Source organism: Candidatus Kapaibacterium sp. (genome assembly GCA_023957315.1).
Lineage (GTDB): Bacteria > Bacteroidota > Ignavibacteria > Kapaibacteriales > UBA2268 > PGYU01.
In genome coordinates this window covers 93,940-113,641 of sequence record JAMLHE010000004.1, presented here as the reverse complement: position 1 = coordinate 113,641, position 19,702 = coordinate 93,940, and the positions used below count along the sequence as shown (strand labels likewise).

18 protein-coding genes and 2 pseudogenes are annotated in these 19,702 nt (G+C 38.4%); 14 read left to right on the top strand and 6 right to left on the bottom strand.

The annotated features are described in order from the left end of the window. Positions 1 to 47: 47 nt before the first annotated feature. From M9949_05630 to M9949_05605, 6 genes are all read left to right on the top strand, one after another. Positions 48 to 1,676, top strand: coding sequence for a T9SS type A sorting domain-containing protein (locus M9949_05630; protein MCO5250886.1), 1,629 nt, complete (start codon positions 48 to 50; stop codon positions 1,674 to 1,676). Beyond that, positions 1,673 to 2,359 (top strand): serine/threonine protein phosphatase, encoded by a 687-nt coding sequence (locus tag M9949_05625; protein MCO5250885.1) that lies wholly within the window; start codon positions 1,673 to 1,675, stop codon positions 2,357 to 2,359. Before M9949_05630 ends, M9949_05625 begins: the two co-directional genes overlap by 4 nt. 179 nt (positions 2,360 to 2,538) lie before the next feature. Further along, positions 2,539 to 2,778, top strand: coding sequence for a DUF2795 domain-containing protein (locus M9949_05620; GenBank protein MCO5250884.1), 240 nt, complete (start codon positions 2,539 to 2,541; stop codon positions 2,776 to 2,778). A gap of 111 nt (positions 2,779 to 2,889) precedes the next feature. Continuing rightward, a complete protein-coding gene (locus M9949_05615; protein MCO5250883.1) occupies positions 2,890 to 5,202 on the top strand; it encodes a BamA/TamA family outer membrane protein in 2,313 nt (770 codons plus the stop codon). A gap of 21 nt (positions 5,203 to 5,223) precedes the next feature. Continuing rightward, positions 5,224 to 6,039 (top strand): cobalamin-binding protein, encoded by an 816-nt coding sequence (locus M9949_05610; GenBank protein MCO5250882.1) that lies wholly within the window; start codon positions 5,224 to 5,226, stop codon positions 6,037 to 6,039. After that, complete coding sequence (locus M9949_05605; GenBank protein MCO5250881.1) at positions 6,040 to 6,561, top strand: hypothetical protein; 522 nt, start codon at positions 6,040 to 6,042, stop codon at positions 6,559 to 6,561. A 21-nt stretch (positions 6,562 to 6,582) separates the two neighbouring features. Here the strand turns inward: M9949_05605 and M9949_05600 are convergent, their stop codons facing one another. Next, positions 6,583 to 7,197 (bottom strand): transferase hexapeptide repeat family protein, encoded by a 615-nt coding sequence (locus tag M9949_05600; GenBank protein ID MCO5250880.1) that lies wholly within the window; start codon positions 7,195 to 7,197, stop codon positions 6,583 to 6,585. An 11-nt stretch (positions 7,198 to 7,208) separates the two neighbouring features. After that, positions 7,209 to 7,544, bottom strand: a complete 336-nt coding sequence (locus tag M9949_05595; protein MCO5250879.1) for an STAS domain-containing protein — start codon at positions 7,542 to 7,544, stop codon at positions 7,209 to 7,211. An 87-nt stretch (positions 7,545 to 7,631) separates the two neighbouring features. Here M9949_05595 and M9949_05590 point away from each other — a divergent pair, with 87 nt between their 5' ends. The 6 genes and pseudogenes from M9949_05590 to M9949_05565 all read left to right on the top strand — a co-directional run bounded on the left by M9949_05590 (position 7,632) and on the right by M9949_05565 (position 14,147). Beyond that, positions 7,632 to 8,045 carry an ATP-binding protein gene (locus M9949_05590; protein MCO5250878.1) on the top strand — a complete coding sequence of 138 codons (414 nt, stop codon included), beginning with the start codon at positions 7,632 to 7,634 and terminating at the stop codon, positions 8,043 to 8,045. Between the two features lie 87 nt (positions 8,046 to 8,132). Continuing rightward, complete coding sequence (locus tag M9949_05585) at positions 8,133 to 9,326, top strand: adenylate kinase (protein ID MCO5250877.1); 1,194 nt, start codon at positions 8,133 to 8,135, stop codon at positions 9,324 to 9,326. A 109-nt stretch (positions 9,327 to 9,435) separates the two neighbouring features. Continuing rightward, positions 9,436 to 11,093 (top strand): annotated as a pseudogene (locus M9949_05580) (BREX-1 system adenine-specific DNA-methyltransferase PglX). Between the two features lie 324 nt (positions 11,094 to 11,417). Next, a pseudogene (locus M9949_05575) lies at positions 11,418 to 11,780 on the top strand (endonuclease domain-containing protein). After that, a complete protein-coding gene (locus M9949_05570; GenBank protein MCO5250876.1) occupies positions 11,757 to 13,229 on the top strand; it encodes an Eco57I restriction-modification methylase domain-containing protein in 1,473 nt (490 codons plus the stop codon). The pseudogene M9949_05575 and the gene M9949_05570 overlap by 24 nt, the downstream one beginning before the upstream one ends. A gap of 420 nt (positions 13,230 to 13,649) precedes the next feature. Further along, a complete protein-coding gene (locus tag M9949_05565) occupies positions 13,650 to 14,147 on the top strand; it encodes a hypothetical protein (protein ID MCO5250875.1) in 498 nt (165 codons plus the stop codon). 246 nt (positions 14,148 to 14,393) lie between these two features. On the opposite strand, the gene M9949_05560 is transcribed toward M9949_05565, so the two are convergent. Further along, the gene (locus M9949_05560; protein MCO5250874.1) at positions 14,394 to 15,776 is read right to left on the bottom strand and encodes a tyrosine phenol-lyase; all 1,383 of its coding nucleotides are present in this window, start codon (positions 15,774 to 15,776) and stop codon (positions 14,394 to 14,396) included. A 313-nt stretch (positions 15,777 to 16,089) separates the two neighbouring features. Here M9949_05560 and M9949_05555 point away from each other — a divergent pair, with 313 nt between their 5' ends. Further along, complete coding sequence (locus M9949_05555; GenBank protein MCO5250873.1) at positions 16,090 to 16,770, top strand: hypothetical protein; 681 nt, start codon at positions 16,090 to 16,092, stop codon at positions 16,768 to 16,770. On the opposite strand, the gene M9949_05550 is transcribed toward M9949_05555, so the two are convergent. From M9949_05550 to M9949_05540, 3 genes are read right to left on the bottom strand one after another with little or no spacing between them, the layout of a single operon-like run. Beyond that, positions 16,757 to 17,362, bottom strand: a complete 606-nt coding sequence (locus M9949_05550) for an aminotransferase class IV (GenBank protein MCO5250872.1) — start codon at positions 17,360 to 17,362, stop codon at positions 16,757 to 16,759. The genes M9949_05555 and M9949_05550 overlap by 14 nt on opposite strands. After that, positions 17,337 to 18,311 carry an aminodeoxychorismate synthase component I gene (locus M9949_05545; GenBank protein ID MCO5250871.1) on the bottom strand — a complete coding sequence of 325 codons (975 nt, stop codon included), beginning with the start codon at positions 18,309 to 18,311 and terminating at the stop codon, positions 17,337 to 17,339. Before M9949_05545 ends, M9949_05550 begins: the two co-directional genes overlap by 26 nt. A 2-nt stretch (positions 18,312 to 18,313) precedes the next feature. Next, positions 18,314 to 19,084 carry a T9SS type A sorting domain-containing protein gene (locus M9949_05540; GenBank protein MCO5250870.1) on the bottom strand — a complete coding sequence of 257 codons (771 nt, stop codon included), beginning with the start codon at positions 19,082 to 19,084 and terminating at the stop codon, positions 18,314 to 18,316. Between the two features lie 92 nt (positions 19,085 to 19,176). Here M9949_05540 and M9949_05535 point away from each other — a divergent pair, with 92 nt between their 5' ends. Continuing rightward, entirely contained in the window at positions 19,177 to 19,695 is a 519-nt protein-coding gene (locus M9949_05535) for a TlpA family protein disulfide reductase (protein ID MCO5250869.1), read from the top strand. Positions 19,696 to 19,702: the final 7 nt, after the last annotated feature.

The following is a 19,702-nucleotide window of genomic DNA, read 5'->3' as shown; positions in this document are numbered from 1 at the left end:
TTAAATTGTTATTTTTGTTGGAAGTATCATTATCAAATGAGGTTGTCATGACTAAAATCATGTCCGGAGTTTTAATATTGTTCTCTGTAATAGTGATGTCCCATCAAGCACTTGCTCAATCGTGCTTGCCGGATGGTGTAACGTTTTTTACACAACAGTCGCTTGATGATTTCCTTGTCAATTATCCAGATTGTACAGAAATCGAAGGTAATGTTCGCATCACCGGAAACATAACTAATTTAGAAGCTTTGAAAAATGTTAAGAAAATCGGTGGAAATTTGAGCTTCGATTATACAGCACTATTGACGGATTTAAGTGGATTGGACTCATTGGAAGAAGTTAGCGGAAATTTCCTATTACTTAGCAATCAAAAGTTAGAAAATTTGAATGGTTTGGAAAATCTTCAAAGAGTCAACGGCGATGTAATGATATCATGGAATAAAGTATTAAAATCTCTTGAGGGCTTAAATTCACTTAGAACTATCGGTGGTTACTTTTGGATGTATTTTAATAATAAGCTTACTTCCTTGAAAGGCTTGGAAGCCATTGATACGCTCAAAAGCGACTTTGTAATTCACGGTCATGAGGTGCTAAAGGACTTAGAAGGGCTGAATTCTTTGAAACATATTAACGGCTCTTTAGTCATAGTCAAAAATTTGGCTTTGACGAATTTGAAAGGATTGGATTCGCTCAAATCAATTTATTGGAATTTGAATGTAGATTCATCAAGTTTTGTCAATTTCGAAGGCATCGAATCCCTTAAAACCATTGGCGGATATTTCAGCTCACGAGTGAACTATAATTTGAATTCTCTCGAAGGATTAGAAGGCGTAGAAACTATAGGTGGAAATGTTACAATTATGTCTAATACAAATTTGCCCTCAATTAAATCTTTTGATAATCTTAAATCTATTGGCGGCAATTTGTTAATTGAAGATAATTTATTCATGCGGTCAATAGAGGGTTTCGGAGCATTAGAATTTATAAACGGCGATTTGATGATTTTGCATAATTTGGCTTTAAAAGAGTTTGATGCTTTCGGGAATCTCAAATCATTAGGAGGCTACCTTGACATCTCAGGGAATCTATTATTAAAAAACTGCAACGGGCTTGATTCTTTGAATTCCGTTGGTGGTGAATTTTTAGTGACGGATAATATAGATATGGAGCACCTTTTAGCTTTTCAGTCCTTGAAAAGCGTCGGTGGAAACATTCATCTGTTGAATTTGAAAAAGCTTGAGAGTTTGTCCGGATTGGATAGCATTGATTACCAAAGCATTAACTATTTATTCATCCAATCGTGCCCAAAATTATCCCAATGCAATGTTTGGAGCATTTGTATGCACTTGGCTACTTCAGAAAATTCGATTATTGAAAATAATGCGAGCGGTTGCAATAGTCCAAACGAGATTCACGAAATTTGCAAAGTAACATCTGTAGAATTGATTGAATCAGACCAGGTCCTTATATACCCCAACCCAAGCAGCGGGAGCATATACATAAACGGTATTGAATCCGCTATTTTGAATATCAGCGATGCTATGGGCAAAAATATTTTGATGCAGAATATATTCGGAGCTACGGAAATCGATTTAAGCTCCTATGCAAACGGTACATATTTTATTACTCTAACAATGAAAAACCAAGTTGTAACTAAAATAATCGTAAAAGAATGAGTAAAACGGGTAGAACCATTGTCATAGGCGACGTACATGGATGTTCTAATACATTGGATAAGTTATTGGATGATGTTTGCGAAATCAACATTGATGATACGTTAATCTTCTTGGGCGATTATATAGACAGAGGTCCGCACCCAAAAGCAGTTGTTGACAGAATCTTGAATCTGAGAAAAGCCGGATTTGATGTAATTACGCTTAGGGGCAATCATGAGCAAATGCTAATTGATGCAATCAATCAGCCCAAATCACTCAGGAATTGGCTCCGAAACGGTGCTCAGAGTACATTAGACGATTTTGAAATCATGAGTTCGGGATTCCTTGACGAGGAGTATTTAGATTTCTTCCTCAATTTGAAGATGTTCCACCTGACAGATGATTTTGCAATCACACATGCGAGTTTCAATTTCGATATCAAGAACCCGTATTCAGATTTTCACGCCATGCTATGGACGCGATCCTCAAAAATCAATCGTGAGAAAATCGGTGACCGCAGAATGCTTGTTGGGCACACACCTACGCCAATTTCGGCGATTAAGGAAAGTTTGCACAATGACATAATCCGACTTGACGGAGGATGCGTTTACCATCGCCAAGTCAAAGATTTGGGCTATCTCTGTGCATTCGATTTAATATCCAAAGAGCTATTCTATACCGAAAATTGCGAATTAGATAGTTAAGTTATCAACGAAATCTTCACTTTTGAAAAATAAAGTAAAATAATATCAAGGAACCCACGATATAAAGATAAAATTGAGATTCTTTGTAACTAAAGTAAAATAGTATTGTTATAATCAGTAAAAATATGCTAATTTTGCAAAATTGTTAAACGATTAAAACCAAAAGACTGGAGAGCATTATGTTTTGGACACCTGAATTAGCCATATCCTTAGAAGATGCGCCATTTCCGGCTACTAAAGAAGAGTTAATAGATTATGCCAATAGAGCCGGATGTCCACAAGAAGTTTTGGATAACCTGGCTGAATTAGATGATACAGACGAGCTAATCGAAGGCATGGAAGACTTATGGCCCGAGTATGAAGACCTCAATTCTGAAGAGTACTTTTATAACGATGATGAAGAAGAGCAATATATCTAAGTTTTCGAAGACTATGGAAAAAGCGAGAATTTCATTTTTTCTCGCTTTTTTCTTTATTTAAAACCTTAATACTTGTATAACGTCTGTGCCATTTGAAAAATGGTGTAGGAAATGGGTTCGATAAAATATTCAATATATGTTATGCTTGTCTTGTTAATATCGGTGTTCTACACCGATATTGCAGTATTTGCTATTGAAAATCACATTTCCCCCGGGCTATATCCTTCTACTCGTCTTACGAAGCAATTCGAAATTGATAAAATCGAATTTGAAAACAATGACTCCTTCGGCGACGGCGAACTCTTAGAGATAATCAACACGAAAGCGACCTTTATGAGTCCTCAACATAGAATGGCTGAGTATTACTATGACAATGTCAAACTAATACCTTGGACTCCGTCGATTCTTGATACATCGCTTGGAGCATTTCTGAGAAATCATAATCACGAAATCAGCCATTTCAATGAAGTGGACGTGAATATGGATACCGAAACTTTGTGGAGCTTCTATAATACAAACGGCTTCCATTTCGCAGAAATTAGCTACAGATTCGAACCGGATTCGGTAGAAAAAATCAATGTCTTGACTTTCAGTATCAACGAAGGTACTCGTTACAAGATGGATACCGTATTGTACCTGGGTCTTGAAAGTGTAGATACTTTAACAAGGCAAATAATCGAAAATGCCAGACGAGTTAAAAGTGGCGACTTCTTTAATGAAGAGTTAATATTGGGAGAAATTGGCATAGTCTTTAATCTCCTTCAAAATTCGGGCTATTACTATTCCAAATTCGAAATCCTGCCTGTTTCTATTAATGTCGAGAGCGAATCCGATAGTGTGACAGCAGTTTTCACACCCGGAAAACGTCAGAAAATTGCATCAATCGAATTCGTTGATAGCCTAAATAATCAAAATATCGTAGTTGAGAAAATGAAACGATTGCAGATGGACATCAAAGTGGATGATTGGTACAGCAGACGAAACGTCCAACGCTCACTCAACAATCTGAATTCTCTGGGGACATTTACAGCAGTCGATATCGATACAAGTTCTGTTTTTAAAATGCAAACTGATACCACATTATCTTTAGTAGTAAAATCCGATTACCGTAAACAAAAGGAGTGGGCTGTCGGCTTATTTGTCAACAATACACAGATAGACAACCTTACAAATATTGGTACTGAAGCTTCAATATCGCATCGAAATTGGGGCGGTGCAGCCCAATCGGGTACTTTATATGCGAATATAAAGGCTAAGGATATAAGCAGCATAATTTCCGGGGAACGTGCCGAATATGAAGGGCAAATAGGTCTTAGACTTGCACAACCACTGATTTGGGCTATAGAAAATATGCGGATTGGTGGTGCAGGTAGAATCTATTATTCATATCTGACTGTCGAACAACTATTCGATATTTCTGCATGGTTCGCAAATTTCAGAATTCCAATAAGTTTGACCAACGAAACATATATTAATCAGATAATCATAGATTTCAATTTTGAATTGCAAAATTTGGTAAATTACGAGGAAGTTCAAGAAAAATACATCTCTGGTGACAGTATTGATGCCAGAATAAAGCGTTCGATAGACTTTTACAGCCAATTATACCACTATCTGCAAGAACCGGGACTTAAACTTACGACTGCTAATTTGCTTGGGATTACGCTCATTGGTGACAGCCGAAATCATCCTTTCAATCCTACGTCAGGAGATTATTTCTTCGGTTCGGTTGATGGATGGAATTTTTTCTTAGGTCATCCTTATGTATCGGGTATTGCGAGGTATTTACGTCTGCAAACTGCATATTCAGTATTCAATCCAATATCCGATAATACAATATTTGCTACAAAATTCAGGACAGGTGTTATATTCAGATTCGATACTGAAAATTCATACGTTCCGTTTGAGCGACAATTTTTTGCCGGTGGTGCAAATAGTGTCCGCGGATGGAGTTCACGCGAATTACATTATTCTCGCAATGAACCCGATTCATTTCATCCTAATGATTCCTCTTATAGAAACGACTACCTCTTGTATTCAAATTTAGTCGGTAGCCGTGTTTTAGTTGAAGGCAGCGTAGAGTTTAGATACACATTCCCCTTTTATCGGAGCATCAATGAAGTTGTAGCTGAACAGATTTCCAAGCTTGGTATTACTGCGTTTCTGGATTACGGTAATGCTTATCATTGGTTTGCCGAAGGAGATGATGAAATATCGCAAATCACTTTTGTGGAGTATTTTACAAAATTGGCTTGGGCGGCAGGACTTGGTTTACGATACGAAACACCAATTGGACCGATAAGATTGGACCTTGCGTTGCCAATTTACAAACCGAACTATAATTTACCCGATTACAAAATATGGACTGAGCACAATACGATGAAAGATTTGAAGTTTCATTTTAGTATCGGTCACGCATTCTAATTTTTACGGAGATTTTTTTATATGTTTGATTTCAATCCGTCATTGCCGAAACGCATTGTTTGCTTGACTGAAGAAACTACCGAAACTTTATACAAACTGGGAGCAGACGATAGAATTGTCGGAATCACGGCATATACAGTTCGCCCACCTGAAGCAAAATTAACCAAAGCGATTATCGCCAGATACATTGATGCCGAAATTGATGAAATAATCAAGCTCAAACCTGATGTAGTATTTGCTTGGTCGGATTTGCAATCAAAAATTTCGGAGGAACTAATCCGAAACGGTATTGAAGTCTTTACTTTCAATCATCGTTCAATCGAAGGAATCTTGAGCATGATACTCAAAGTAGGGGCTATTGTGGGAAAAAATCAAGAAGCCGAGAAACTCGTAAGGGAATATCTGAGTAAAATTGAAAATTTGCAAAATCGTACCCAAAATTATCAATCCAAACCTATAGTCTATTTCGAAGAATGGTATAACCCTTTGATAACAGGCATATGCTGGGTAAGCGAAATAATTGAACTTTGTGGTGGGATTGACCCATTCGAGCATCACCGCAATTTTTTCGATGCTAAACGCCGAATTTTGGAAAGCACAGATATAATCATCGAGAAAAATCCCGAAATAATAATTGCATCATGGTGCGGCAAACCTTTTAAACGTGAACGTATGTTGAAAAGGAAGGGTTGGACAGAAATAAAAGCTATTCAAAATGATGAAATTCACGAAATAGATTCGGCAATTATACTGCAACCCGGTCCGGCTGCCCTTACGGATGGAATTGATATTATTGATTCGATAATCTCTACATATCTAAATCGGAGAACAAACTAAATGTCATTCTCGCAATTTTACAAAAATGTAGAACTCATCTCCGAGCTTGTTTCTCATGTCAAAAGTCTGATAAATAATCAAATTGAAATCAGGATTTGGGATGCCGGATGCGGAATGTGTCACAGTACATACATGATGGCGATTTTATTGGCAGAATCAATCGGAATGCAAGCATATACAGACAAAGTCATAATTATTGCCACTGATATTGACGAATTGCGAACTTTCAAATCGAATGCCGAGATAGGAATTTACCCGAAAAATAATTTGACGAATATGCCAAATGACCTGATTAGCAGATATTTCGAGGAAGATAATGTTTACTACCAAGTTAAGGATTCAATTCGCCAAAAAGTTCAGTACAAACGACATGATTTGCTGACATATAAAAGTGTCGGTACAGAATTTGATGTTATAATTTGTTCGAATGTTTTGCATCATTTCAGTCCGATTGAGCAAGGCAAAGTCTTAGATATGTTCACTTCAAGTTTGAAATCAGGCGCCATGATATTTAGAATTTAATTACCAAAAATTCCACATTTTTCAAATTTTACTTTTTGAAGCAATATATTCCTTCCAAGTTTTATAATCCGATTTCATCGGCGGACGATTCGCCGGAACTTGCCGAAGCGGCTCGCAAGGGCGAAGTGAATCTCTACAATCTTGTGGCAGTCCAACGTAAAGCTCTGTGCCTTCTGTTTTCCAATCCACCATTTCAGGCACAATATCTTTCACGATTTTTGCCGGATTGCCCACAACGATTTTACGTTCAGGAATAATCATATCAGCGGGTACAAAGCATAAGGCTCCAACGATAGATTCTGCTCCGACGACAGCACCGTCCATCACGACAGCATTCATCCCAATCAGCGAATTCCGGCAAATGCGAGCCCCGTGGATGATAGCTCCATGACCAATATGAGCCTTGCTTTCTAAAACTACAGTAACTCCCGGGAACATGTGAATAACGCAATTTTCCTGTACATTGCAATCGTCTTCGATGATAATTTGCCCCCAATCACCACGCACTGAAGCACCTGGACCGATATAAACATTTTTCCCGATGATTACATTCCCCGTAACATTCGCCTGCGGATGCACAAAAGCAGATTCGTCAATCACCGGAATGTAGCCGTCAAATTCATAAATATTACTCATTTTATACTCGTTTACTTCATGAATTTTACGGTTGCATCATAATCGGGAAGGATATTCATGATTGCCGAAAAGCCCGACATATCGAAAACATCCTTGATATTGTCTTGCATCGAAAAAATTGCAAGTTTGCCTTCTCTCTTCGTGATTTCCTTGACTGACGAAAGAATAGCTCTCAATCCGGCGCTGCTTATATAAGTCACTTCCGAAAAATCAATCGCTAATTTTGTTGTTCCCGAAGTGATTTTGCCGAGCAATTCATTCTGAACCTCGTCAGAATTTGTCGTGTCAATTCTTCCTGATAACTTTGCGACCTCAATTTCATTTTCATTAGAAAAAACAATATTCATTTCTGACTCCAATTTGTTATTTTTAAATTTGTATTATTTCAAAAGCAAATTTAGATTATTTCGGCAAGACAAACAAAGCAAAGATATATGAAATTGAACATAGACATAAAATTGAGAAACGAAATTTCCGAACTCCGTACCTTAGCTTCGGAATTGGAAACTTTTACCGAGCAAGCCGAATTAGCTCCCAAAGTCGCATACAATCTGTCTTTATGCCTTGACGAACTTGTCACAAACATCATAAACTACGGCTACCCCAAGCACGAAAGCGGCGAAATAGATATAAATATCAAATCCGAGACCGACAAAATCACGATTACCATTTGCGATAGCGGAATCGATTTTAATCCGCTTGACAGAGAATCACCCAACGTCGAAGCACCATTGGAGGAGCGAACCGTCGGCGGATTAGGCATATTCATAGTGAAGAAACTTTGCGATTCGATTACCTATCGCCGCTCGCACAGTCGGAATATTCTAACTTTAACTATGAAGATATAGTCATAAAGCGTTAATATTTTCTCATTTACCAAGTATTTCATTAGTTTTACGTTATTATCCTTTTGAAAATTTACGAAGATTATAAAAATGCTGAACATAGCTTTATTCGGACCTCCGGGTGCAGGGAAAGGGACACAGTCAGAGTATTTGATAAAGAAATACAATCTATTTTACATTTCGACAGGCGATTTGCTCCGCAACGAAATCTCGCTCGATACGCCAATCGGCAAAGAAGTTAAGAGCGTCATAGCGTCCGGTGGGCTGGTTTCCGACGAAATCATCGTACAGATAATCGAAAAGACAATCACCGAAAACACCTCATTCAACGGCTTTCTTTTCGACGGTTTCCCGCGTACCTACGTCCAAGCCTACATACTCGAAGGATTGATGCTCAAGCTCAACACCTCACTAAATTGCCTAATCAGCATTGATGTGCCAGAAGAAGAATCCGTCAAAAGGCTTCTCGGCAGAGGGAAATCTTCGAGCCGCTCCGACGACAACGAAAGCGTCATCCGAACACGATTGCAAGAATACAACCAAAAAACGCTGCCCGTGCTCAAATTTTTCAAAGACCGAGGCAATTACAAAGAAGTCAACGGGCTTTTGGACATCAAAGGCGTCAAAGACCAAATCACCGAAATCGTCAAAGAAGAACTCAGCAAGAGCTTGCTCAATGTCGTACTATTCGGTTATCCGGGTTCGGGACGTAGCGCCCAAGGCAGAGCATTAGCCGAAAAGTTCGGGCTCGAATACCTTTCAGCCGGAGAAATGTTGGAAAACGAAGTCGAAAAGCAGACCGATTACGGTATCCAAATAAAATCGCTATACGACCTCGGCACATTAAATCCCGACCAAATCGGTCAATTAGTACCCGATGAAATTGTAGTACAGCTAATCGAAGAAAAAATCTCGAAATCGCAAGAAATGAAGGGATTTATTTTCAAAGGATTCCCCAGAACATTGGTTCAATCCTACATCTTAGACGGATTGCTCAAGAAATACACATCGTCCATCACCAAAGTAATCGAAATCGAAGTCCCCACATTAGAGCTGATTCGCCGATTGAATAAGCGTGGCAAAACCGACGTCAGCCGCCCCTATGACTCGAATTACGAAAAAATCATCCAACGTTTGCAAGACCACGAAACGCGCACAGTCCCCGTAATTTCAAAATACATGAAGCTGCATGGCGGCGTCAAAATAGACGGCACCGGCTCATTCGACCAAGTCAACAAAAAATTATCCCACGAAATCGAAATCGTACTAAAAGACATGCGCTAGTGGTTTGGGGTTTGAGGCTTGGGGCTTGGGGCTTGGGATTTGGGGTTTGGGGCTTGGGGTTTGGGGTTTGGGTAAATAAATTAATAATAAAAATATTCATGAATTAAATATGAGTTTATTTCAAAAGTCAGTTGAGAAAAAATATCTAAATGAGTTGGATTCCGCTCTCATTGATGTCAAATATTCCGCATTTATGGAATATTTCGGCAATAAGCTGATTCAGCTAAATATTAAATCTGCAAAAGAAGAACAATTTCAGGAAGGCTTCCTGCGGGAATTATTCGTGAAAATTTTGGGCTATACTCTACAGCCCGAGCCAGATTACAACCTAATTTCCGAATATAAAAATATCACCAACAGCCGCAAAGCCGACGGTGCTATTTTACGCGGTGATGAAGCCCTTGCCGTCATCGAACTGAAATCGCTTTCCACTACAGACCTTGACACTATCGAATCGCAGGCGTTCGGCTACAAAAATCATCATCCGAAATGTATTTATGTCATTACTTCAAATTTCGGCAAGTTACGTTTTTATATCCAAAATGCCGTTGATTACATTGATTTTGATTTGTTCAATCTTTCGCGTAATCAATTTTCTCTGCTGTGGCTCTGCCTCGGCAAAGATAATCTGCTAAATGATGTACCGCTCAAAATCAAGGAATCTTCCCTGTTGCAGGAAGAAGACATTACCAAAAAGCTCTATGCCGATTACTCCAAATTCCGCAACGCTATTTATAATAATCTGATTAAGAATAATCCCGAGCTCGACAAACTCCTGCTTTTCAAGAAGACGCAAAAACTTCTCGACCGATTTTTGTTCGTATTTTTTGCTGAGGACCGACTGCTTCTGCCACCAAATTCCATCAGGGAAATTATAAATCATTGGGAAACTTTGCGTGATGTGCTTGATGAATACGTGCCGCTCTACGACAGATTCAAAAAATATTTCGGCTACCTGAACACCGGATTCAAAAATAAGCACATGGAAGTTTTTGCCTATAATGGAGGGCTTTTCGCTGAAGATGAAATTTTGGACAACATCACTATTGATGATGAAATCCTATACAGTCATACCCTGAAACTATCCCAATACGATTTCGATACCGAAGTTGACGTCAATATTCTCGGGCATATTTTCGAGCATTCGCTTGGTGAAATTGAAAACGTGCAGGCGGAAATCAAGGGCGAAAAAGTCGAAACCCAGAAATCCAAACGCAAAAAAGACGGCATCTACTATACTCCAAAATACATCACAAAATACATCGTTGAAAATACTGTCGGAAAATTATGTAATGAAAAACGGGCGGAATTCGGCATCGTCGCTGAGGAATATGCAATCGAAAGAACCAAAAAAGATAAGGACATAATCATTGCACTCGACGCAAAAATCACAAATTATCGCAACTGGCTGCTTACCATCACAATACTTGACCCGGCTTGCGGCTCCGGTGCATTTTTGAATCAGGCGCTCGAATTCCTCATCGAAGAGCACAGAAAGCTTGATGAACTGCGGGCTTTGCTATTCGGTGGTGGCTTAGTTTTTGCCGATATTACCAACGACATACTCGAAAATAATATATTCGGTGTGGATATAAATGAAGAATCCGTCGAAATCGCAAAACTTTCCCTATGGCTGCGGACTGCACAAAAGGCAGAAAACTAAACACGCTCACAAGCAATATAAAATGTGGCAACTCACTGATAGACGACCCCGATGTAGCAGGCGAGAAAGCCTTTGATTGGGCGAAGGAGTTTCCGCAGGTGTTTAAAGTTAAGAATACATATCCCAAAATGAATGAAAAGTCATATCCCCCTAACCCCCTTAAAAAGGGGGAATTAAATCAAAATATGGACGAATTTGATGAAGAGTTTGGCAAAATCCCCCTTTCCAAGGGGGAATTAAATCAAAATATGGACGAATTTGATGAAGAAATGGGCGAAATCCCCCTTCCCAAGGGGGAATTAAATCAAAATATGGACGAATTTGATGAAGAAATGGGCGAAATCCCCCTTTCCAAGGGGAAATTAAATCAAGATATGGGCGAAATCCCCCTTCCCAAGGGGGAATTAAAGGGGGATTCTTTTGCACATATGAAAGATTGGATTATCAAAAGAGGGCTGCTTTATTCGCAATATTATTTGCCGTATAATCCGAAACTCATTGATAGGGCGAAAGAGTTGAGGAAAAATATGACCGCGCCCGAGAAAAAGCTTTGGTATCACTTTCTGCATGATTTCAAATTCAGAGTTTTAAGGCAGAGAACAATTGACAATTATATCGTTGATTTTTATATTGCCGAGGTGAAATTGGCAATCGAAATTGACGGCGATTCGCATTTTAGTGATGAAGGCCTTGAATACGACACTGTCCGTTCCGAAATATTAAATCATTATGGCATTAAAGTTATAAGATTCAACAATTTAGAAGTGATGAACAGTTTTGAGGGTGTGTGTAATTCTATAATTGATGAAGTTGACCGTTTGTATTTACTGAAAAATAGCGATAATGCACAAGCCGATACTCCAACAAATGAAAAATTAGAATATTCCGGCGGCTTCGATGTCGTTATTGGCAATCCACCGTATGGAGTAAATTTCAATGATGAGGAGAAAAAATATTTATCACAATTTGATAATTTAGTCCCAGATTATGAGATTTATATTTATTTCATATCACTCTATAAAAAGTTATTGAAAAATGATTCAATGCTTGCATATATTTTTCCAAATACTTTTTTATCTACAATTTTTGGGAAAAAATATAGAGAAGAATTGCTTAATGATGTACAAGTAAATCAAATTGTTGATCTTTCAAATGATAATACTTTTAGTGATGCCTCTGTTAGAACTTGTATATTTTCTTTTCAAAAAACGAAAAGTAATTATTCTACAAAATTTACAAAAGTAATGAACAAGGAATTTTTTGATTTTTCTGTTTATGATAAAAATGAATTATTAAAAGAATCGGAAAATATTCTGAGTTTGTTTTCTCAATCAATCGAAGCTCAAAATATTATCAAAAAGTTAATGAAAAATAAATCTTTAAAAGAATATCATGTAGTATCTCAAGGTTTAATTCCTTATGATAAATATAGAGGTCATGACGAATATACCATTAAAAATAGAATTTGGCATGCAGATTTTAAGAAAGATGAAACCTACAAAAAAGAACTAAAAGGTGGCGATGTAAATAGGTATAAAATTGTATGGAATGAACAGCTTTGGATTAGTTATGGAAGTTGGTTAGCTGCTCCACGGGATAAAAAATTCTTTACTTCTAAAAGAATATTAGTAAGAGAGATAACAGATGATACACTTTATTGTGGCTATACAGAAGAAGAATATTACAATACACCTTCATGCATTAATATTATTGATGAATCTGATATTTTGGATTTAAAATATACTTTGCTAATTTTAAATTCTAAATTAACTGGATGGCTTCATAATAAAATTGCACCTAAAGCAAATAAAGGTTTATTCCCTAAAATTCTTGTTAACGATGTTAGAAATATACCATTAGTTCAAATTTCAAAAGAAGCACAAGTCCCATTCATAGAGCTTGCCGATATTATGCTTGAGAAAAATAAAGAGTTGCAGGATGTAAAGAATAAGTTTCTTGACCTACTGAAAGCAGATTTCAGCATCGAAAAACTAAGCACCAAACTGCAAAATTGGTACGAACTCAGTTGGGCAGACTTCACCGCCGAACTCCGCAAGCTAAAAATCGAGCTCAAAGGCGTTCACAAAGAAGACTGGTCGGAACGCCTAACCCGAATGACTTCCCTTGCACAGGAAATCAAAGCCATAATCAACCACACCGACCGCACAATAGACCAACTCGTCTATCAGCTCTACGAATTAAGCGAAGAAGAGATAAGGATTGTGGAGGGGGAAGTTTAGGGGTTTGGGGTTTGGGGTTCGGGGTTTGGGGATTGGGGATTGGGGATTCAACTCTGAATGAATGGTACGGCGGAATTTTCCACATGCCACTCCGCTTAGAGCCAATAAAGGTTTTTACCACGAAGTGGTAACATATTTATAGCAAAAGGATGCCCACAAACCCACGCCAACTCCGAAGGAGTTGAATGTATATAGCAAAGGAAAATTTTTCAAAAAATCTCTTTTTGTTGAAAACTATAAAATTGAAACATTTATATTTGCATGATAACAAATTCAATTGATAAATATGAAGGTGATTTAAGTGATGAGGAAAGTTGGTAAACTGAGTAATTTGTTTAAGAAAAATAGTGATAGAAAAATCGGAATTTCCGATTTTTCTACAGAACCTACAGAAATTAATATTGTGGAGGGAGAAGGGTGATGGATGTGTTTCCTTATATTGGACTTACAATATCAATAATTGGCAATGTTTTTGCATTATATTGGAATTACAAAAGCAAATTGAAAGAGATAGAACAAATCAATTATATTAAGATGAGGTTTGATGTTATTAATGGTTTCTATGAAACTTATATAAAAATAGCCCATGATATTGAAGTTATGTATACATTAACCGCTATGGATGGTAAAAAGCATTCTGTCGAATTTGATACTCTAATTTCTCCTCAAATAGTGAAATTAAATATATTATTTAGAAAGTTAAAGTATCTACTAAATTCTGACGAGTTAAAAATATTAAATGAAATTATTGAAAATATCAATTCAATCAAGAATAATCTTTTACAGATTTCAATGAATCCAATCTTAGAGTATAAAGAGCAAATTGATAAAGTCAATTCTGCTAACATAATATTGAAAATGAATTATAATAAATTGGATAAATTAAGTGATTTAATAAAATCAAAATATAGTTTATAGACAAAAAAAAATCATAATAAATGAAAATCCCGATAATATTCGACCTCTTCGAGGTCGGATGAATATTTTTTGACAAATTTTCCTATAAACATGTTACCCCTTCGGGGTAAAGACACGAGACATAGATATGTTACCCCTTCGGGGTAAAGACCCTATCCCCCATACCCCAACCCCCAACCCCACAAAACAAAAAAAATGGACTGCCCTTGGTGGACAGCCCATGTTGAAAATTATGCCAAAAAAAAACTACAGTCTTTCGAAGCGGGCTTGGAAGAATCTTAGGTATTTTGGTTCGTAAACCATTTTTAAGCCTTTGGCTTCGTGACGCTTTTTGTAGAGTTCTTCTACGTAGTAGGCGACGACGTCGAAATGGGCTTGTGTATAGACGCGTCTCGGGATTGTCAAGCGAACGAGTTCCAATTTGGGTTTGTGGTTTTTGCCTGTGACGATGTCGCGTCCTGCGGAAACGATGCCACGTTCCATTGCTCTAACGCCGGATTCGACGTAGAGGTCGGCGGCTAAGACTTGTGCCGGGAATTGCTCTTGGTCAATATGCGGATAGAACTGTTTTGCATCCAAGAAAATCGCATGTCCGCCGACGGGTTTGATGAATGGCACGTCTGCTTTTTCTAAGAGCTTGCCGAAATATTCAACTTGGCGAACTCTGGCGCCGATGTTTTGGTCTTGGACTGCTTCTTCGAGCCCAATCGCCATTGCTTCCATGTCGCGACCCGCCAATCCGCCGTAAGTGTGGAGACCTTCGTAAACTACGACCATGTTCCGCAATTCCTCGAATAAGTCCCAATCGTTGACGGCTACAAATCCGCCAATATTCACGAGCAGGTCCTTTTTGCCGGACATTGTGGCACCGTCTGAATAGCCGGACAATTCGAGCAGAATTGCAGCCACAGATTTGTCGCTGTAGCCTTCTTCGCGTTGTTGGATAAAGTAGGCGTTTTCGACGGCACGAGTTGCATCGAGCATGACTTTGATGCCGTGTTTGTCGGATAATGCTTTGACGGCACGAATATTTTCCATCGAGATTGGCTGTCCGCCTGCCATATTGACAGTAGCAGCAACGCAAATGTAGGGGATTTTGTCTGCACCAACGCGATTGATTAAATCTTCGTATTTCTGCAGGTCAATATTGCCTTTGAAAGGATGGAGTGATGCAGTATCGTGGGCTTCGTCAACAATGACATCTATAAAAGTAGCACCGGCTTTCTCTTGGTGAAATCTGGTTGTAGTGAAATACATATTGCCCGGTACGTAATCGCCGGGTTTAATCATTGCCTGCGAGAGCAAATTTTCGGCTCCGCGACCTTGGTGGGTTGGAACTAAATGCTTGTAACCATAATATTTTTGGACAGCTGATTCGAGCCTGTAGAAATTTTTGGAGCCTGCGTAAGCTTCGTCTCCCATCATCATTCCTGCCCATTGTGCATCGCTCATAGCGTTGGTGCCGCTGTCAGTCAGGAAATCAATGTAAACGTCTTCCGACCTCAACAAAAATGTATTGTATCCGGCTTCGTGAATCGCTTTGACTCTGTCTTCACGGCTTGTCATTTTCAAGGGCTCTACGACCTTGATTTTGTAGGGTTCTGCCCATGGGATGTGTTTTTTAAACATCACACAATTCCTCTTATATTTTTAAATGTTATTTAGTTGTTCAAATTCAGTTTATACTTCAATTAAATTTTCAAAATATGACTAATAATTAATTTACGAAATTACTCAAATTTGGCTGTTTTACCAAATTTATTAAGCAAAATAACATAAAAAGCTCCGATTATTTCAAAAATTTCTTATTTTCGTTTAGATTATGATACAAAAATTTCTAATATTGTTTGCGGTTTGCTTGGTATGTGTTTCGTGCAGCGAAACACAAAGGCAACATCGTGACCAATACCCAAACGTAGACTCACTGACGAGCACAGCGCAGATGCCTGACACTTTGATTTTCATTCATCGCACTTTTGCCGATACGAGTGCCGAGCCAAATTACATCATACATGCCCAATTCCCTGAATTGGTGCACTATGAGCGTGAAAACATCCGAAAGCAATTCAATGCAGAAATCGAGAAAATTCTGGACGGCTCTGTATCATCGTTCAAGATTTTTTTGGGTGGTCAATCCATTGAAACGGTTGCTGAAAATGATAGTCTGACGCCCTTCTCGCAATTGAGTATTGAATATGATTTGGCATATAATTCGAGGCTGATTTCATCGCTGATTTTTCATTTCGAGCAACTCGATTTGCCGTCTGAGAATGTGCTTCAGTACAATAAAGTGCTCAATTTCAACCTGTTGAGCGGTGAGACGATTTTCATCGAAGATGTGCTGCAATCTGATACCACACTATTGGAGCGGCTTTCAGAGCTTACTTTTAGCAAATTAACAGCCCAAATGCCGGATGCTGATACTACGTGGATTCGGAACGGGACAGAGCCTGTGTTGGAAAATTTCAAGAACTTTTTGTTTATGCTGGATAGTGGTTCGGTAATTTTCAATAGTTTTCAGGTTGCACCCGCAGAAGTTGGCGCCGTACGAGTAAATTTTGCTTGGAAGGAACTTTTTCCCGACTCTTTGGGAATCAATCCTTTGAATGCTAAACCGAAATAAGGCTTATATCATAAATTGGGGATTCGTCCAAATCCATCATTGAATTTATAAGTAAAAATTTATCAAATCCGGCTAAATCTTCCCTTCTGATGAGTTCTACGGTAATTAATCCGGTGTCAAGCAATGATTGTCGCATCGTACCTGCCAAAAGAGGTGTTGAGGGTGTGAACATTTTGCCATCCCTGACAAACACAATGTTTGCATAAGTCGTATCGGTGACGCATCCATTTTTGATGATTAATACATCGGTGTAGTCCGGATTTTGCTCCAAAAGCTTTTGAAAAATGCTGCGGTCGGCATATTTGAAGGAGTAATGCAAATTATTTGCCGTAACAGCCTTGATTGCAATTTGACGCTTTATATCATATTTTTCAAATTCGATTTTTTCGATTGATTTACCATAAGTGACCCTGCATTTGTACGTGATGTCTGCATCAAGTTCGTTAGCACGGTCGCGAATTTCAAATTCGAGAAAAGGTATATTGCCCAAATTGTAGTGTGCAAATATTGTTCGCGTCATGCGACTTTGGTGATAATCAATATTGGGGATATCACCGTTTCTGATTCTAAGTGTTTCGATGAATGGGGACATAGATTTTGTCAATTAGTTCTTGATATTCGCTTTCCAAATCGCTCAAAGATGTAATTCCACCACCGGAGCGAAAATAGCTTTTGCCGGCACGATTTTCGATAAAACGTATTAGAACGCATGAAGTCAAATTGTTGCCATCGAAAATACCGGCTACACCTGTATAATAGCCACGTTTGTCTGATTCGGCTTGGGCAATGATGTCTAAAGTTCTTTTTTTGGGGGCGCCGCTGACCGAACCTGCCGGAAGCAATGCAGCCAAAATATTTCCAATGCGGCTTTGCCAATTATTCGATAAAGAGCCGCAAATTTCGGAGCTTATTTGGATTAGATTTTTTGTGTTTGTGTGCAAATAATCGGGATAGCGAAAGCGAAGAACCTCCACTTTCTCGGAGACGATTGATAAATCATTGCGAATCAAATCCACAATCGTGTTGTGCTCCGCTTCTTCCTTTTTATCAGCCATTATGATTTCCAAAGCATTTGGAATTTCGGAGGGAATTGTGCCTTTCATCGGATATGAAAAGATTTTGCCATCAATGATTTTGACAAAAATTTCCGGCGAAAAGCAAACGAATTCATCACGGAATAGCAATTTGAATTTTGCTTCCGAATTTGCGAAAATGGTTTCGAAATCCAAGTCACACTCGATTTCTGAGGCGAAAGTTAGATTTGTCAGGTATGAATTGCCATAGTTGATATTTTCGAGCACTTTGACAAATGCTTGAGTATAGACTTCGCGACTGACGGGATGCTTCTCGAAGGCGAAATCCTTGCTTATCATATTTGTGATAGAGGAATTTGCCTGCCCTTCAAAATCGAAAAATATTCCCTCATCAGCCAAGCTGTCCAAGGGCATTATAATTGGCTTTTCAAGCTCAAAATCAACCAAAAAGAAAAATGGCAGCCCGATGCTGCCATATTCATTTGCTTTATGTACAAAATCAAGCATTCTTATCTTTGGATTGCTATCGTGCGGAATTTACTTCTGCTGCCGTCAGTATTGACCAAATTCAAATGATAGATGCCTTGCGATAGGCTGCTAACGTTAATATTAGCATAATTGCCGATTCCCATCATATTCACAGAGCTCACCAAGTTTCCGATTGAATCATAGATTTCGATTTTGGAAGCAGTTTGAGCTTGAACTTCATCAAGAGTAACGCCTACGAAGTATGAAGCAGGGTTCGGTGCAATTTTTACAATTTCGATAGCTGCATCTTCCACATTTCCGGGATTTAGGACTCGGAATAAGACTTCGTAAACAAGCACATCTCCCGGGTCTTCAGTATTAACAAATTCAAATCTGATTAAGCTTTCGCCTGGAACGGGATCTGAGTATTGAGGTTCGAAGTTTTCGTCCATACCTAAAAATTTGTAAGGCAAAAGATAAGCACTAAAATCACCATGAAATGAAGATTCGAATGCATCTAAAGGATAAGCTTCGGGAGATTCGAAGTTTAGGTCAGTATATTCGTAGCAAACTTGCCAGCAAAGTGCTGCAGTATGACCTTCTGTGATTCCTTCTGTAAGCATGAATATTTTAAACCATATAGGCTGTTCTGTAACGTTTTTGAAAGTTGCGTAAGCAGCAAGAGGGTTCACGTCTTCAACTGTTCCTTCTGCAAATCCGGAGCCTTCTACAAGCTCTAGTGATTGCCCAAAAAGTGAAGGCGAAAACATCAAAACTGAAAGAAAAATCAATATATGTCGAAAAATATTCATAATTTTGTCCTTTAAAAATAAACTTTTACACTTTTATATCGTTCTAAAATAACACAATTAATTTAAAAAAGTTACAGTTTCGGAGAAAATAAATGAAAAATGCTCAAATATTCTTAATAAGTGTCATATTTCTGGCAATAGGATTCACAATGGTGACGATTGCTCAAGATAGCGGCAAGAAATTAGCCTCTGCAAGAGTCAAAGATATGCGGGGTCAGACTGTAAACACTACAGACTTCAACAATGACGGCAAGCCGATGATTGTCAGTTTTTGGGCTACATGGTGCAAACCTTGCCTTCAAGAACTAAACAATATCTCAGACGTTTACCCTGATTGGCAAGAGCAAACAGGCGTCAAACTCATTGCCATTTCGATAGATGATTCGCGTAACAGCAAAAAGGTCGCTCCTTTTGTACGCGGACGTAATTGGAAATATGAGGTATATATTGACGAAAATTCTGACTTCAAACGTGCTATGAATGTTGCAAACCCACCTCATACTTTTTTGCTCAACGGCAAAGGTGAAATTGTTTGGGAGCACAATGGTTACGCACCCGGCGACGAAAAAAAGTTATTCCAAGAAGTGAAAAAATTAGTCGGCAAAAAGTAAGTATTGC